The organism is Clostridium sp. AF23-6LB (assembly GCF_003461085.1).
GTDB lineage: Bacteria > Bacillota > Clostridia > Lachnospirales > Lachnospiraceae > Coprococcus > Coprococcus ammoniilyticus.
In genome coordinates, this window is sequence record NZ_QTWK01000001.1 from 206,905 (window position 1) to 222,835 (window position 15,931).

Sequence of the window (15,931 nt, forward strand, 5' to 3'; positions counted from 1 at the left end):
AGGTGTGCCGCCCGTCAGATTTTCCATGTGATGTTCAAGCTGTCGCTTGTAGCGGCTATGGTGGTAATCATCAAATCCACCACCCGCCGCTTGTCGTCAAAGGATACATTGTCCCATGTGTCGAGGTAGCCGGAAATCTGGCTGACCTGTTCCGGGCTGATGGCTTCCACCGTCAGCTCAGCTATCTGCTTCACAAGTTCCTGCTTGCGTCCGTCCAGTTCCGCTATCTTCACATTCACATAGGAGAGCAGGACATTGTTTGCACCCGTCAGACTGTCCACCAGCTTTTCAATCTCGCTGTCCTCATGGGCAAGCTCCACTTGCAGTGCTGCAATTTTCGGGTTTGCCTTTGCCGCTTTCTTTCTGCCTGTCAGCGTCTTGTAGCTTGCCAGTTTCTTTACCATCTGCTGATAGACCACCGCTTCCAGTTCGGAAGTGATGATTTTCCCGCACCCCGGACAACTCTTGTTATCCAGCCGTTTCGTACAGCGAAGGTATTGCTTGCCGGAGGGATTGAAGATACTCATAAGGGCATACCCGCAGTTCCCGCACTTGATTTTTCCCGCCAGCCATGTATGGGTGGCTTTTCGGGCAGACTGGATTTTCATGTTGTTCATCAGCTTCTTGCGGCAGGTCAGCCAGATGTCGGAGGGGACAATGCCCTCATGGGGAGCCAACACCAGCATTTGGTCTTTCAAGTCGTTCTTTTTGCTGGGCTTCACATCTCGCCCTTGATACAGATAGCAGCCGTTCATACCCGTAAAATCGGCAGCGTCATTGACAATGACTGTCCCTTGACTTTTGAAAAACTCGTACACATCAAGGTCTGCCTGCACATAGACAGGATTGCGTAACATCTGCGCCAGCGTGGGGCGTATCAGTTCTTTACCGTTGAATAAAATCCCCTGTTCGGCAAAGTACCGGGTAATGTCCCCGTAGGAGGTTGTGGGCTGGGCGTACATCTCAAACATCAGCCGGATATTTGCCGCTTCATCTGGATTTACCACCAGCTTCTTTGTGTTGATACCGTCCATCTTAATCGGCTCTGTATGGAAGCCGTAAGGGGCTTTCCCACCCATCTTGAAGCCTCGCTGGCTGCGGGAATAGTAAGCGTCCGTTACCCGCTTCTGTATGGTTTCCCTCTCAAGTTGGGCGAACACGATACAGATATTCAGCATCGCCCGCCCCATCGGGGTGGAGGTATCAAACTTTTCCGTAGAGGACACAAACTCCACATTGTATTGCTGTAACAGCTCCATCATATTGGCAAAGTCCAGAATGGAACGGCTGATACGGTCGAGCTTGTAAACCACGACCTTTGCAATCAATCCCCGCTTGATGTCCCGCACCAGTTCTTGAAATTTTGGACGGTCTGTGTTTTTGCCGCTGTACCCTTTGTCTGTGTATTCCTTGCAGTTACCGCCTTTCAACTCGTATTTGCAAAATTCAATCTGGCTTTCAATGGAAATGCTGTCCTTTTTGTCTACCGATTGTCTTGCATAAATTGCGTCTATTCGATTGTTCATATTGTCGCTCCTTTTCTTAAAAAAGAAACGGAGCTGCTGACAGTTTTATTATACCGCCAGCAACCCCGCAAATCAACGATGGCTTCGGAAAATCTTATGCCCCGGCTTCCTCACTCTGCCGCTTGTCGGCATACTTGCGGAACACCTCATAAAGCTGCTGTTCCAGATCCCGGCGTTTTGCCGCCTCCTGCTCCGGCGTGAACACCGGGGAGAGATTTTCCAGCGTGATTTCCTTTCCCTGAAAAGTCACGACTTCGGTTTCTTTCTTGTATCTGATATGCTCCATAGTACCTCCGTATTTAATTTTCAAAGTGCAGTGCCGTCATGCTGCGGCGTGAAATGTTTTCTGTCATCAATCACCGTTCCCTTGTGTGTCGCTGCTGCCGTTTCAGTTCTGCCAGCACCTCCGGCGGGATACGGTCTACCAGCCGTTGAATGTCTTTCAGTTCGCTTTCCAGCTTTGCCCGTTCCATCGTATCTTTCATCTTGCCTTTTTCGCTGGCTTTGGCTCTGGCTTCCAACTGTTCATTTTCTGCCAAAAGGTCGTTTATTGTGACCTTGTATTTTTTGAGCTGACCGGAGAAGTTCTCCATCTGCGGAAACCACTTTTTCAGCAGGGAGAGGGCTTCCTCTTTCTTCTTTCCGGCGTTGAACGGGGTAATACCGTCCAGCGTGGCTTCAATGGCTCTTGCCTGTTTGGAGAGATTGACCGCCTGCTTGAACAGGCGGGTGGGGATATACTTCCTGCCTGTCTTACTGGCACTTTCCCCACGCTCCAAGTCGGGATATTTCTCCACCATATAGGCGTGAAAATCGTCCTGCCATTTTGTGAGGTTGGCTCTGTTCCCGATGATTTCTTTTGCACACAGGCGGTTGTCCTCTGTCAGCGGGACAAAGACCAAATGCAGGTGGGGCGTTTTCTCGTCCATGTGTACCACCGCCGACACGATATTTTCTTTCCCTACCCGCCCGATTAAGAAATCAGCCGCCCTCTGGAAAAATTCCTGTATCTCCTTTGGGGACTTCTTCTTGAAAAACTCAGGGCTGGCGGTAATCAGCGTATCCACAAACCGGGTGCTGTCCCTGCGGGTGCGGCAGCCAGCTTGTTCAATGCGGCTTTTAATGAAGTGATAGTATCTGCTCTCCGGCTTGATGATGTGGAAATTGTACTTGCTCCGGCTGGTGTCAATGTCGGGATTGCTGGCGTACTGTTCCTTTTGTCGTTCGTGGTGGGCTTCCAGCGGTCTTGCCGGATTGCCCTTGTGTTTTTCAAATCGCAAAATTGCGTGTTGTGCCATGAAACCCCTTTCCCCATTCCGTTCCCTTCCGGGACTTTTTCACAGGAAAATCCTGCAGAAAATATCTCGGATAGGAAGGGAATGGATAGAATATAAATCAATATTTTTATCTCTGTATTTCTATATACCGTCCGATTTTCGTACTTCAAGAGGATTGATTATCGTACTTGTGGGGTACGCTTTTCAGCCCTCCGGCGTACCAAAACGGGATTTCTTGAAGTCGGTGTTTGAAACCGCTTCATAGGATTTTGGGTAAATACAGTTGGGTTTTCCACAGCCCTGCTTCTTAATCTCAATCAACTCCGCATACTGCAATTCCCGCAGGGTGTTGACGGCTTTCTGCCGCCCACAGTGGAGCAGGGCGACCACCTCGCAGATGGGATAATACAGGTAAATGCGCCCGTATTCGTCCGCCCAGCCGTTCTTGCGGGATAGTTCTGTCCGGCGCAGGATAAAGGCGTACAGTATCTTCGCTTCGTTGGACAGGGGCGTAAATGTAGGTGCTTCAAAGAGGAAATTCAGAAGCCGGGTGAAGCTGACCGATTTCTCCGGCTGATGAATATAAATCGTGTTTGTCATAATGTGCTTTGTGGACAGTTAGAACGGCATTTCCGGGGGTGGACGATACTTTATACCACCTGCCCCGTTTTGGGGCTTGCAAAGCCTGATAAATCAAGGCTTTTTTCACTCCTAACTGTCCACAGCAGACCTCCTTTTCCGTTCACTTTCTGTTTTCTGCCGCCTGTGAACTCTGGCGGCACAGCCGGGGCAGTATTTTGCCCGGTTGGATTTGGGGACGAACACTCTGCCGTAGACCGCACAGCGTTTCAAGTCCTTATCCCGGAAAATCTCTGCTTCCAGCGTCCCGATTTGCGGCAAGACCGACCAGCGGAACCACTTACAGCAGACCGAGAAAGAAATGGTCTGGGGGCAGGTGTGGGTGTCCCCATCGTCAAGGAGCATACAGTTCCCGTCCTCATAACAGCAGCACTCCCGGCGGATCAGGGTGTTTGCCTGTTTCCTCTGTGCCGGTGTCATGCGGTAAAGGGAACCGTCCTGCCTGCGTTCTATGGGCGGCAGTCGTTTATATGGGGTCTCTCTCATGTGTTCCCTCCATTTTTCCTTAGCCGTTCTCCCCGAAAAGGCTTCCTGCCCCATTCCTGCGGCGTGTTCCAGCGTTGGCACGCTCCCCGGACTTCGGGACATTTTGTCCCTAAGTGGCTCGTTGCGGTGCTTCCCCTGCCGGGGTATTCCTTTTCGGACGATCATTCATTTTTTAAGGTGCAGCTCATCGATGAACTACCCTAAGTCTACACCTAAAAGACCGCCCGCCCCGTATATCCATAAGGTCGGAAATCACCCCGGAAAACTCTCTATTTCCACGCTCTCGGAATTGTGGTAAAATGGAAGAAACGGAACAGGAAATCGAAATTTGAAAGGAGAATTGTGATTATGATAGAGTTGGGTACATTCAAAAAAATATTGGAAGAAAATGAAGAACGTTTTCCATTACTAACGCTCGATGAATTTTTCAATGGAAATACAGAAGAGGACTCCATTGCTCCGAACCAATGGGAATTTGGGCGACCGACTCTTTCTGAAATATGGGATATGCTACAAAAGATTGAGTTAATGCCTAACATAGCGTGGGTGCGTGTTGCTCTGCACGATGATACAGAAATCGTAGAAAACAATGGGGCAGAAGAATTAGTTCTTGCAGGAGATTCAATCGTGATTTGCACAACCATTTTGCCTACGGAATTAGAAAAATTAGTAAATTGCGAATGGCTATGCTCTGACGGAGTAATTACAATAAAGGCATCTGAATTAAATATTTATTCGTGTGTACCACCAATTCCAGAAAACTTTAATTGTTTGGAAATCGTGTGGGACTAATCTACAACTTTCAGTTTATCAAGCAGACAAGGAGGGAGAGCATGGAACTTTCCATACAAGAACGATTGAAAGACCTGCGTGTGGAGCGTGGGCTGACGCTGGAACAGCTTGCGGAGCAGACGCACCTCTCCAAGTCTGCATTGGGCAGTTATGAAGCGGAGGATTTCAAGGACATCAGCCACTATGCCCTTATCAAGCTGGCGAAGTTTTACGGCGTGACCACTGATTATCTGCTGGGGCTGTCCCAAACAAAAAATCACTCAAACGCCGATCTTGCAGACCTGCATTTGAGTGATGATATGATTGAATTATTGAAAAGTGGGCTGGTGGATAATTCCCTCTTGTGTGAACTGGCGGTACACCCGGATTTCCCCCGGCTGATGGCTGACCTCGAAATCTATGTAAACGGTATCGCTGGCAAACAGGTGCAGAGTGCAAATGCCATTATAGACGCTGTGAGCGCAACCATTATGAAGCAGCACAATCCCGGCTTGTCCGACCCGCAGTTACGACGGCTTATTGCCGCCCATATTGACGATGACAGCTTTTGCCGCTATGTGATACAGCAGGACATAAACAAGATAGCCCTCGATCTGCGGGAAACACATAAGGACGATTTTTTCAGCGTCCCGGAGGATAACCCACTGGAAGATTTTTTGCAGACCGCCGAGGAAACTGCCAGTCCAGACAGCGACCCGGAGCAAGCGGCTTTGGCGTTTATCTGTAAGCGGCTCAAGCTGAATTTGAAAAAGCTGTCCGAGGAAGAAAAGAAGTGGCTGAAAAAGATTGCACAGAAGTCGGACTTGCTGAAAAATCCAAACCCACAGCGGGGGAGGAAATAAAAGAAATATATTACGGAGGAAATACAGATGAGATTTTGGGTCAAAGACAGAAAACAGGATAACAGAAAAAATATTTGGATTGAGCATCTCAATATTGATACAGGAAATTGGTTTCAAGTGTTTTCAGCTTGCTTAGGTAAAATGATAGCAATACAGACTGCTTGTAGTGAGCAGGTGGTAAAGGGGCAGGACTGGAATGTTGATTTTTCAGAGGGCGTAATACTTTTTGGAAATCAAAAGTATCCGCTTCAATTCATCGGAAGCGAGGCAACATCAAGTAACACATGGCTGTGGGGATGGGAAAATATCAATGGATTTTCCGAGAAAATTATTCAGGTAGCCACACACGCAAAAGTAGTGGGGGAATGCTGGAATTTAGAGCCACTAACGACAGCAGAATTTACATTGGACGATACATTCAACGGGCATAACCTGTCTATCGTAACTTGCGGCTTAGTTGATAAGTATTGTTATTACAGAGGTCCACATTCTGGTGGATCAATTTTTGTTGCATTTTCAGGTGTTCCTGATAGTGTGTTTGCCTCCATCGATGTTCAAAAATTCGTATCTATAACGATGCAATGTATTCAACAATTTCATATTGATCACAAAATTTTTGTGGAGGGATTTCTCTCGTGGAACAATACGCAATATGAATGGGACAATCAAACATTACTCGCTCATTTTCAGCAAGATTTGAAAATTGAGTTTGAACAAGTAAATAATTTTTGGCGTATTTGCGCTATGAATACCATTTTATCTGGAAAATAGCAAAGCCAGCCGAGCCAGTCAACGGTCAAGATGAACGGCACATTTTATGTGCCGCCGTTGACAGTCCTGCCCGTCTTTGCTGATGGGCAATCAAGGCGGGAAAGCCCTAAAATGGCTTCCCGCCCATTTCAATTTTTGCGGGAGTATGTCCACAAGTTCGGGACATTTTGTCCCGAAGTCCGGCATGGGACGAAGGACGGGAGTTTTCATATACGTCCTGTCTGCTGATGAAACCAGCCTTGCGCTTGTGGCTTCACGCCACGCAATCACAGCCCTGTTTTCCTGCCGTTTCAAATGCCCTTGCCCTCCCTGTGGCAACCGCATTTTCGTAGCAACGTCGACAGAGCGTATAACACACTACACTTTGCAAGCAAAGTCGTGTGCCAAAGGGAATGCCCCTTTGGAAACCCCGGACAACAAAACAGGCTGAACACCTCGCACTTTTCCTGTGCTTGATATTCAGCCTTTATTTGTTGTCAGCAGCTCCCGTTTCGTGGTCTGCGTGTAGTTCCTTGTAAACTGACCTAAATATCATTGTTAACCATGTAAAATATTAAAAGTTATAGATGTCAATTCTTGTCTTTGTTTTTTTTAGGTGATACACTTATTAGGCTTATTTAAGATTTTTCAAATGCATAGAATGCATAAAACACATAATGCACTATTAAAGTTTTTTATAAAGGAGTTTGATACATATGACAAAGAAAGAGGTTCTGGAAATCCGGCATCAGTTTGCGCAGGCTACCTGTTCGATTGATAAGATCTGTGGCTGCTATGTGGATGGTGACAGACGTAAAATTGCGACAATGAAGGAAGCGTTTCTCTCTCTGCCGGAGGAGGAAGCTTTTAAATATTTTGAGATTTTTAAGAAGAACTTGTCCGGCTCGATCGGAAAGAATCTGATCACGATGCCGTTTCCCACAGATTCGGAATTTGACGGCGGTACGCAGGAATTTCTGTTAAAGCTGCGTAACAGCAAATTAGAAGATGATGAACTGATCGACCAGTTCTATGATAAGGTAATCGAGAATTATGATTATACCGGAAACTATCTAATCCTGCTGATCCATGATACATATGACGTACCCGGAAAGACAACAGACGGACTGACAATGGATGATGCCTCGGATGAGATCTACGAATACATCATGTGCTGTATCTGCCATGTAAATCTGTCAAAGGCAGGACTTAGTTATTTTGATTCGGAGAACACCTTCCACAACCGTATCCGTGACTGGATCGTGGATGTTCCTGATATCGGTTTCCTGTTCCCTGCATTTATCGACCGGACAGCCGATATCCATAATGTCCTCTACTATACGAAGAAGCCGGAGGAAATCCATGAAGAATTTATCCGCTATATTCTCGGAACGGGAATGCCTGTAACTGCCGGTAATCAGAAAGAGGCGTTCCAGACGATCATCACCGATACACTCGGAATGGACTGTGATTATGAAGTGATCCGGAATATCCATGAGAATCTGAATGAAATGATCGAGGAACAAAAAGATAGTCCGGAGCCACTGACCTTATCCAGAAATTCATTAAAGAATCTTCTGGAAACCTCGGGAGTATCCGAAGAAAAACTGCAGACCTTTGATGCAAACTTTGATCGCGCCGCTGCTGCTTCCGTGAACCAGCGTCCGGTTGCCGAAGGTTCCGAAGAGACTCTGCCTGCACCGGCTCCGGGAAAAGTACAGCTCTATGCAAATAATATCGCCAGTACAAAATCATTTGAGGTAAAGACTCCGGAGGTTGTGATCAAGGTCAATCCTGACCGTGCCGATCTCGTAGAGACCCGTGAGATCGATGGACGAAAATGTATCGTAATCGAGATCACAGATGAAGTATCCGTAAACGGAATTCCTGTAAAATATTAAAAAATGCCCCACTGATCATACAAATACCTGTAAGCAGATATCTTCCTATGATCAGTGGGGTATATTTTTTTACACCTGTATCTCCACATGACTGCCGCCCTGATGATCCTTAGTAACCAGGATCTGGCGGTCGATACGATGCTTCAGCTCTTCCACATGAGATATGATACCAACCAGATGATCGGACTCGGACAACTCAGCCAGTACATTTAATGCCTGCTCCAGAATATCAGAATCCAAAGAGCCAAAGCCTTCATCGATAAATAATGTATCAATTCTTACACCTGCCGCATTTGCAGATACAATATCGGCAAGTCCAAGTGCCATAGACAGAGATGCTACAAATGCTTCCCCGCCGGACAGTGTTTTGACATCTCTTTCTTTTCCTGTCCGATGATCCAGCACGAACAGGTCAAGCCCTCTGTTTCCTGCAGTCTTCTGTCCGCGTTTCAGCTCAAACTGGTTGCATACGATCTGGCGCAGTCTGTGATTCGCACTGTCTATAATGCGGTCAAAATAGACCTCCTGTATATAGGTTTCCAGCTTATAATTACCAAGTGCAGCCTGTGAAAGATCCTGAAGCTTACTGTATCTCTTATAGATATTCAGATATGCTCCATAATCCTTCTTTAATTTGCTGTATGCTGCCTTATTCTTAACTAATCGTTCCGCGATCGCATCATGCCTGATGGCAACACTGTTTTTCTTCCGGATCGTGCGTTCTATCTGCCCGGATATCTGTTCAAGCAGAACCGTTGATGCCGTACAGAAATGTGTATACCATTCTCCGTAGCCGCCTGCCTGCTTTTCCAGTTCCTGTTCATCTGCAAAATCATTTTCTTGATTGCTGTCAGGAAGCTTCTGTATCACACTTTCGTCATTTACAGATGTGTTCATTTCTCCGCTGTCCGTTTCAAGTGCAGAAAGAACATCTTTCTCCAACTGCCATTCCTGTCTGTATTGCATATTCTGATCTTCTGCATCACGTTTCAGATTTGTTTCCAGTGCAGAGAGTTCCTTTGCAAGTTTATTATAAGTATCTCTTGCCTCTGTCTTCTTCCGGTTCACCTCGGCAATCTCATTTCTCACCTGTTGCAGTTGCTTCAGGATATCCGACTCATCCCCCCGGATCTCCTGTCGCATCTGTGCCGCAGCTGCCTGCTTTGCCGTGTAACTCCGGTCTGCCTCCTGATATTCCTCTGTTACCCGCACTTCCGTTTCTTCCAGTTCTTTTATCTGCAAACGAAGCTCGCCAAGCTGCCTTTTATGTTCTTGATAACTTCTGTGCTCTTTCTCAAGTGTCCGCAGTCTGGCTTCTGTTTTCTCTGTCCTTTTCTCCCAGATCACATGCAGTTTTCTGACCTCATCTATCAGAACATCAGCCTGTACCGTCTGATCCGGTATAGTAAAGGCTGCCATCTCCATAACCGCTGCTATTGTCTGATTCCGTTTTTCTTCCAGACGACCATTCAGGCTTCCAAGCTCATTTTCTTTTCGCCTGAATGAAGCATCCGCCTGATCAAATGCAGCCCGGAGCTTCTTTACCATTTCTTCTGTTACAACAGCTCCGTCACAATGTGCCTTTTCCGGATGTGTCTTACTTCCACAGACCGGACACGGTGTTCCCTCCTGTAGGTTCGCTGCCAGTTCTCCACAGATCTGATCATTCCGATTTCTGATAGCTTCCTCGTAATTCGCATTTGCCTGATTCCGCTTCTCAAATGCACTCCGATTATCAACCACCATCTGCTGTTTCTTAATTTCCAGATGATCAATCTCCAGACATTCTTTTTCAAGCTCCTGTAACCGCTGCATACGTTCTGCAATCTGTTTCTTTTCTGTCTGAACCTTCTCAAGCTTCACCTGTGAAGTGTCACCCGGATTCACGATCTGTTCCAGCTCCTCGGTCTGCTTCTGAAGTTTCTTCTTTGTTTCAAGAATATCCTGTCTTTTCTTTCCTGCCTGATGGCATACCTGCTCCACAAGCAGCAGTTCTTTCTCCATCTCATTTAACCGCACAAAAGAATCTGCCTGTTTCTGAAGCTCCGCCTGTCTCAGCATAAGCGGTTCTGTAGACTGTGCTTCCATACTATGATTCTGTGCTTCTGCACTGACAAATTCCTGCTTCACCTGTCTGTATGCATCGAGATGTGCCACATAGCCATCATAGGTCTGACCGATGATTCTCTTATTTTTCTCGATTGCTGTATACCAGTTGTCATATTGGTTATTGGTCTGTGTATAACTCTCAATCTGATGATGCAGATCTTCCGCCTGCTTTTCTTCGATCTGATTCAGACTGTGCAGCTCTTCCAGAATATCATCAAATGCCAGATGACGGTTTTCCAGATGCTCCGGCAGGTCCTGAAGTCCTGTTTTATAAAGCTCCGTTTCATCCGGCAGCTCTACTCCCTCTATCGTACGATCTACCTTTGCAACAAGCTCTGTATAGACCCCCTCTGCCTCTTTGCAGTCCTGTGCGATCCTGTTCTGGATATATTCATAAATCTTCGTATCAAATATCGTCTTAAAGATATCGCTTCGGGTCTTCGTATCGGCAACTAACAGCTTCTTAAAATCTCCCTGTGCGATCATCGCAACCTGTCGGAACTGATCAGCCGTAAGTCCCAACACCTCTCTTACCCTGCCGATCACCCCTGCTGTCCGCTTACCATCAATATCTGCCGCTTTCAGTTCTGTCTCCTGTCCATCCTCCATCCAGCGCACTTCTGCCTGCTTCATGGATTTGTATCCCGGTCTCTCATACGCCGGACTTCGCCAGACCTTATATTCATGACCACCGCTTTCAAATAACAGCTCTACATAGGTAAGCTGCTTTGGATCTGCAAAATCACTTCGGAGCATTTCACCGTTTCGTCCGGTGTTATTCTTTCCGCTTCCTGCGCTGGTCTCTCCGTAAAGGGCATACATGATTCCGTCAAATATCGTTGTCTTTCCCGATCCGGTATCTCCCGATATCAGAAAAAGTCCCTGTTTCCCAAATTTTCGAAAGTCAATCTCCGTTTTTTCTATATACGTTCCAAACGCTTCCATTGTAAGTACCAGTGGCCGCATCATCTTCACCCCTGTCTCTGTTCATAATAATCCCGGATCAACTGTCTGATATAAACTGCATTTTCATCGGACAGCTCCCTTTTCATCTTTCTGTTATAGAAATCCGCAAATGCCTCATCAGGTGCAAGATTCTTCACGTCCTCAAGTGTCCGTTCCTGTTCCGGTCTGCTGCCATCTGCCATCTGGAATTCTACTGACATCAGGTTCTTATACACGGTCCGAAGTCTCGCCTGAACATCAATGATCGTTTCCTTATCCGTTAGCACAATTCTCGCATAATCTTCATTTGCTTCCCGGCTCATGGCTTCATCAAGTGTACCCGTAAAATTGTACCACGCATGAAGCTGGTGCAGGGGCAGTTCACGGATCGAAAGCTTTCCTTTTTCTCCAAGTTCTACCACTGTGACAGATTTCTGATCGTCGGCTTCCGACATAGAATAGATAACCGGTGTGCCACAGTACCGAATCTCCGGCTTTCCGATCTGCTGTGGAGAATGAAGATGTCCAAGTGCCACATAGTCAAATATATCAAATACCGTACGGTCAATATTATCCAGTCCACCAATCGATATTGTCTCCGAATCCGACCGCCGGTTCACTCCACTATTTGTTACGTTCTGATGGGCGATCAGTACATTCCTTTTCCCCGGATCAACCTGCATGGCTGCAACTGCCTGCTGCATGGCTTCTGTATATGTTAAGGCTGCTGACTCTTTCTCCGGTTCTTCTGTTAAATCCGATAATGTATTTTTTACGTTTGCCGGCTTTACAAACGGCATCAGATAAAAATTCACATCTCCCCATTTATCCTGCATCGTCACCTTCATGGCTTCTCCACCATAGGTTCCTTTCATATATATATTCTGCTTTTTCATGATACTGCTGGCAAAATCCAGACGTTCTGCCGAATCATGATTGCCACTGATAATGAGGATGATCGTTCCGCTGTCTGCAAGTTCAGTCAGGAATTCATCAAATTCTGTTACTGCTTTTGCGGATGGAACTGCTTTGTCATAGATATCTCCTGCGATCATCACGGCATCCGGCTGTTCTTCTCTTACATATGCAAGGATCTGGTCGAACACATAACGTTGGTCTTCCCACATCTCATATCCATTTACGATCTTGCCAATGTGCAGATCCGACAAATGAAACAGCTTCATCGTTGTTATCTCCTTTCCCATACATGTTTTCCATGTTCCCCGGACGAAAGTTTCTATCCTCAGTAACTTATTACGCAAATCGCTCTCGCTCTGTTTTCATGCAGCGGTTCTAAGCTCCCACTTCGTGGATCGCTAAGTACCGGCATTCAAACAGGTTTGTTCCATAAGTTCTAAGGATAGAAACTTTCTGTCTCTGAAATGAATGTTGGTTTTTAAATAAGTTAAGTTTAGCATTATGAAGCAAGAGGGTCAACATTCTTCGAACTTTCGAAATCGCTTCACACATGCGCATTCCGGACTATCGTCCTTCATGCTTATGTGTCACCCTCCCTCTACCTGTAAAAATAATACGATTTCTCCGTTCTTCGAACTTTCGAAATCGCTTCACACATGCGCATTCCGGACTATCGTCCTTCATGCTTATGTGTGTTTATCCGTCAAATAAATAAGCAGCGTTGTCTGTACACAGACACGCTGCTTATTTGCTTGACGGATTTATTTTTACATCTTGAACATTTTCTTTTTCTTGAGGATTAGCGCTATGATAATGCAGATCAGAACTATGATTCCGCATACAATATAGAAACCATATGGAGTCTTTGCAAGAGGCATCCACTTACCTGATACGTTCATTCCATAGATACCGGATATGATCGTCGGGATCGCCATTACGATGGTGATAGCCGCTAAGAACTTCATGATATTGTTCAGGCGGTTATTAATAATCGTCGTCATCAATTCTCTTGTACCGCTTATGATATCTCGATAGATTCCGGTCATCTCGATAGCCTGTTTGTTCTCGACCATAACATCATCCAGAAGCTCCTGATCCTCCGGGTACTGCTTGATACTGCTGTATCTTGCAAGCTTATCTAATACAACTCCGTTTGCACGAAGTGATGTTGCAAAGTATACAAGGTTGGATTCCAGTTCGTGAAGATCAATCAGATCCGCATCCTCTGTCTCATCCTGGATCCGCTGCTCGATCAGGTTTCTTCTACGATCCATAACTCGCAGATAATACTGATAAGTCATGCAGTTTCTATATAAAATCTGGTACATGAAACGCATCCGTTTCTTTGTACTGAATTCCTTTACCTTTGACTCAATAAATGCATCCAGAACAGGTGTATCCTCCGCGCATACCGTGATCAGAATGTCCTTTACGAGGATAATACCCAAAGGAATAGTTGTATATGCTTCGCGTTCATTTCTCATCTCGATCGACGGAATATCGACAAGGATCAGTGTATAACCATCTTCGACCTCCACACGGGAGCTCTCCTCATCATCCAATGCGGCTCTGACATCTGCCAGATCAATCTCGAAATCTTCTGCAATCAGTTTGGTCTCATCTACTGTAGGCTTCGTCATACAAACCCACATATTGTCTTCATATTCTGTTATCTCTGACAAAACCTTATGATCTGTTCTATAGAACTTTATCATGCCAAACTACCCACTTCCATATAAGGATTTCTAACCGAATTTATATTAGCACAAAAGGCCGCCATGTTCAATCTCAAACCTTATTTTTTATATTCTGTCTGCCGCAGCAAATAGAAAGCTGCTTCAAAAGAAACGGTTGTTTTTCCTTTCGGAGATGTTTATAATGATGGCATTGAGATTTTATGAAATGAGGTTTTTCTATGGATGCCTATACGAGCTTTGCACAGGTATACGACGAACTGATGGACAACATTCCTTACGATGAATGGATATCCTATATCACCAGTCTGCTTCATGAATATAATATCACTGATGGGCTGGTTGCCGAGCTTGGTTGCGGAACGGGAACAATCACGGAAGGGCTTGCCGCCGCTGGCTATGATATGATCGGAATTGATGTATCTCCTGATATGTTGGAGATTGCGAACGAGAAAAAGAATGCGAATGGTTTCTCATCCATTATGTATCTCCAGCAGGATATGTGTTCCTTTGAATTATATGGAACAGTAAATGCCATTGTCTGTGTCTGTGACAGTATCAACTATCTGTCAAATACAGACCAGATCACTACCGTTTTTTCTCTTGCAAATAATTATCTGGAAGCAGATGGCATCTTTATCTGTGACTTTAAGACCAAACACTATTTCCGGGATGTCGTTGCAGATTCAGTGATTGCTGAGGACCGGGATAATGTCAGCTTCATCTGGGATAATTATTACGATGAGGAACAGAATGTCAACGAGCTTGCACTCAGCCTGTTTCTGAAAGAGAATGACGACCTGTACCGAAAAACGCAGGAATTCCATTACCAGATCGGACTGACCTGTGAGGACATGATTCGTTGTGTAGAACAGGCAGGTATGGAGCTTCTTGCCATGTATGATGCATTTACGCACACGCCAGCAACCGATGACAGTGAACGTGTCTATGTGATAGCCAGAGAAAAACATCACGAAGGCAAATTATATATCTGATCTCCTGCCGTAGTGATTTTAGTCATCAATTTATTATTAAGCACTACTTTTATAGATACAAGTATTATTTTGTTATTAATCAGCACTTTATAAATGCAGGTATTATTTTTTAAAAGGCACCTTAAAAGTGCAATATTTTACATTATATATAGAAAGAACGAGGAATAACATATGAGTGATTATATTATCAGAGGTATGGCGGCAGATGGACAGGTTCGTTTCTTTGCCGGCACCACAAAGAAAATCGTTGAAACAGCAAGAAGTATTCACAATACCAGTCCGGTTGCCACTGCCGCCCTCGGTCGTCTGCTGACTGCAGGTGCATTGATGGGGGCTGCATGTAAGAACGACTCCGATCTGCTGACGCTCCAGATCCAGTGCAGCGGTCCGATCGGCGGACTGACAGTGACTGCTGATGCGCACTGCAATGTCAAAGGCTATGTCAACAATCCGGAGGTTATCCTGCATGCAAATGATAAGGGAAAACTGGATGTCGCTAAAGCTCTTGATATGGGCGTGCTCTCCGTGATCAAGGATATCGGCTTAAAAGAGCCTTATATCGGTCAGACCCAGCTTGTTTCAGGTGAGATTGCAGAAGACCTGACATATTATTTTGCAACCTCAGAACAGATTCCAACTTCTGTAGCTTTAGGGGTTCTGATGGAGAAGAACAACACAGTAAAACAAGCCGGTGGCTTTATCATTCAGCTTATGCCATTTGCATCCGAGGAACTGATCTCTGATCTGGAAAAACGTCTGGGTGAATTCACATCCATTACCGCTCTCCTCGACCAGGGTATGGAACCGCTTGATATCGTGAAGCAGATCTTTGAAGGCTATAATGTAGAAGTTACCGATACCATTCCTACGAAGTGGCACTGCAACTGCAGCAAGGAACGTTTCTCACAGGCTGTTATCAGTCTCGGTAAAAAGGAGATTGCAAATCTGCTCGCAGACAATAAGCCGATCGAGGTAAACTGCCAGTTCTGCAACTCCTCTTACACCTTCTCACCAGAGGAACTGGAAAATATGTTACTTGGCAAATAAAACAGAAAAC

General features: G+C 45.7%; 14 protein-coding genes. 6 read left to right on the forward strand and 8 right to left on the reverse strand.

The window, feature by feature from the left end; translation table 11 throughout:
• Positions 1–14 precede the first annotated feature (14 nt).
• The 5 genes from DWY07_RS00875 to DWY07_RS00895 all read right to left on the reverse strand — a co-directional run bounded on the left by DWY07_RS00875 (position 15) and on the right by DWY07_RS00895 (position 3,928).
• Positions 15–1,526, reverse strand: coding sequence for a recombinase family protein (locus tag DWY07_RS00875; RefSeq protein ID WP_117821944.1), 1,512 nt, complete (start codon positions 1,524–1,526; stop codon positions 15–17).
• Positions 1,527–1,620: 94 nt separating this feature from the next.
• Positions 1,621–1,812: a hypothetical protein gene (locus DWY07_RS00880; protein WP_117807338.1), complete on the reverse strand. Its 192-nt coding sequence runs from the start codon at positions 1,810–1,812 to the stop codon at positions 1,621–1,623.
• A gap of 70 nt (positions 1,813–1,882) precedes the next feature.
• Positions 1,883–2,824: a MobV family relaxase gene (gene mobV / locus DWY07_RS00885; RefSeq protein WP_117807337.1), complete on the reverse strand. Its 942-nt coding sequence runs from the start codon at positions 2,822–2,824 to the stop codon at positions 1,883–1,885.
• Between the two features lie 183 nt (positions 2,825–3,007).
• Positions 3,008–3,403 (reverse strand): replication initiator protein A, encoded by a 396-nt coding sequence (locus tag DWY07_RS00890; protein ID WP_117821945.1) that lies wholly within the window; start codon positions 3,401–3,403, stop codon positions 3,008–3,010.
• 111 nt (positions 3,404–3,514) lie between these two features.
• Positions 3,515–3,928 carry a cysteine-rich VLP domain-containing protein gene (locus DWY07_RS00895; RefSeq protein WP_117822312.1) on the reverse strand — a complete coding sequence of 138 codons (414 nt, stop codon included), beginning with the start codon at positions 3,926–3,928 and terminating at the stop codon, positions 3,515–3,517.
• A 348-nt stretch (positions 3,929–4,276) separates the two neighbouring features.
• Between DWY07_RS00895 and DWY07_RS00900 the strand changes: the two genes are divergently transcribed.
• From DWY07_RS00900 to DWY07_RS00920, 4 genes are all read left to right on the forward strand, one after another.
• The gene (locus DWY07_RS00900) at positions 4,277–4,720 is read left to right on the forward strand and encodes a hypothetical protein (protein WP_002596449.1); all 444 of its coding nucleotides are present in this window, start codon (positions 4,277–4,279) and stop codon (positions 4,718–4,720) included.
• A 41-nt stretch (positions 4,721–4,761) separates the two neighbouring features.
• On the forward strand, positions 4,762–5,562 hold the full coding sequence (locus DWY07_RS00905) for a helix-turn-helix transcriptional regulator (protein WP_117807335.1): 801 nt from the start codon (positions 4,762–4,764) through the stop codon (positions 5,560–5,562).
• A gap of 27 nt (positions 5,563–5,589) precedes the next feature.
• Positions 5,590–6,333, forward strand: a complete 744-nt coding sequence (locus tag DWY07_RS00910) for a DUF6882 domain-containing protein (protein WP_117821946.1) — start codon at positions 5,590–5,592, stop codon at positions 6,331–6,333.
• A gap of 695 nt (positions 6,334–7,028) precedes the next feature.
• The gene (locus DWY07_RS00920; RefSeq protein ID WP_117807334.1) at positions 7,029–8,213 is read left to right on the forward strand and encodes a DUF4317 domain-containing protein; all 1,185 of its coding nucleotides are present in this window, start codon (positions 7,029–7,031) and stop codon (positions 8,211–8,213) included.
• A 69-nt stretch (positions 8,214–8,282) separates the two neighbouring features.
• On the opposite strand, the gene DWY07_RS00925 is transcribed toward DWY07_RS00920, so the two are convergent.
• The 3 genes from DWY07_RS00925 to DWY07_RS00935 form a co-directional block, all read right to left on the reverse strand.
• Positions 8,283–11,291: an SMC family ATPase gene (locus DWY07_RS00925; RefSeq protein WP_117821947.1), complete on the reverse strand. Its 3,009-nt coding sequence runs from the start codon at positions 11,289–11,291 to the stop codon at positions 8,283–8,285.
• 2 nt (positions 11,292–11,293) lie between these two features.
• Positions 11,294–12,472 carry an exonuclease SbcCD subunit D gene (locus DWY07_RS00930; RefSeq protein WP_242997282.1) on the reverse strand — a complete coding sequence of 393 codons (1,179 nt, stop codon included), beginning with the start codon at positions 12,470–12,472 and terminating at the stop codon, positions 11,294–11,296.
• Between the two features lie 480 nt (positions 12,473–12,952).
• Positions 12,953–13,900, reverse strand: coding sequence for a magnesium transporter CorA family protein (locus DWY07_RS00935; protein ID WP_117807331.1), 948 nt, complete (start codon positions 13,898–13,900; stop codon positions 12,953–12,955).
• Positions 13,901–14,100: 200 nt separating this feature from the next.
• Here DWY07_RS00935 and DWY07_RS00940 point away from each other — a divergent pair, with 200 nt between their 5' ends.
• The gene (locus DWY07_RS00940) at positions 14,101–14,874 is read left to right on the forward strand and encodes a class I SAM-dependent methyltransferase (RefSeq protein ID WP_117807330.1); all 774 of its coding nucleotides are present in this window, start codon (positions 14,101–14,103) and stop codon (positions 14,872–14,874) included.
• 171 nt (positions 14,875–15,045) lie between these two features.
• Positions 15,046–15,921, forward strand: coding sequence for an Hsp33 family molecular chaperone HslO (hslO, locus tag DWY07_RS00945; protein WP_117807329.1), 876 nt, complete (start codon positions 15,046–15,048; stop codon positions 15,919–15,921).
• The last annotated feature ends 10 nt before the right edge of the window (positions 15,922–15,931 follow it).

Bases quoted from the DNA above. Each gene is read 5' to 3' on its own strand.
- DWY07_RS00875 (WP_117821944.1), bottom strand. From the start codon at position 1,526: ATGAACAATCGAATAGACGCAATTTATGCAAGACAATCGGTAGACAAA.
- DWY07_RS00880 (WP_117807338.1), bottom strand. From the start codon at position 1,812: ATGGAGCATATCAGATACAAGAAAGAAACCGAAGTCGTGACTTTTCAG.
- mobV (WP_117807337.1), bottom strand. From the start codon at position 2,824: ATGGCACAACACGCAATTTTGCGATTTGAAAAACACAAGGGCAATCCG.
- DWY07_RS00890 (WP_117821945.1), bottom strand. From the start codon at position 3,403: ATGACAAACACGATTTATATTCATCAGCCGGAGAAATCGGTCAGCTTC.
- DWY07_RS00895 (WP_117822312.1), bottom strand. From the start codon at position 3,928: ATGAGAGAGACCCCATATAAACGACTGCCGCCCATAGAACGCAGGCAG.
- DWY07_RS00900 (WP_002596449.1), top strand. From the start codon at position 4,277: ATGATAGAGTTGGGTACATTCAAAAAAATATTGGAAGAAAATGAAGAA.
- DWY07_RS00905 (WP_117807335.1), top strand. From the start codon at position 4,762: ATGGAACTTTCCATACAAGAACGATTGAAAGACCTGCGTGTGGAGCGT.
- DWY07_RS00910 (WP_117821946.1), top strand. From the start codon at position 5,590: ATGAGATTTTGGGTCAAAGACAGAAAACAGGATAACAGAAAAAATATT.
- DWY07_RS00920 (WP_117807334.1), top strand. From the start codon at position 7,029: ATGACAAAGAAAGAGGTTCTGGAAATCCGGCATCAGTTTGCGCAGGCT.
- DWY07_RS00925 (WP_117821947.1), bottom strand. From the start codon at position 11,291: ATGATGCGGCCACTGGTACTTACAATGGAAGCGTTTGGAACGTATATA.
- DWY07_RS00930 (WP_242997282.1), bottom strand. From the start codon at position 12,472: ATGGGAAAGGAGATAACAACGATGAAGCTGTTTCATTTGTCGGATCTG.
- DWY07_RS00935 (WP_117807331.1), bottom strand. From the start codon at position 13,900: ATGATAAAGTTCTATAGAACAGATCATAAGGTTTTGTCAGAGATAACA.
- DWY07_RS00940 (WP_117807330.1), top strand. From the start codon at position 14,101: ATGGATGCCTATACGAGCTTTGCACAGGTATACGACGAACTGATGGAC.
- hslO (WP_117807329.1), top strand. From the start codon at position 15,046: ATGAGTGATTATATTATCAGAGGTATGGCGGCAGATGGACAGGTTCGT.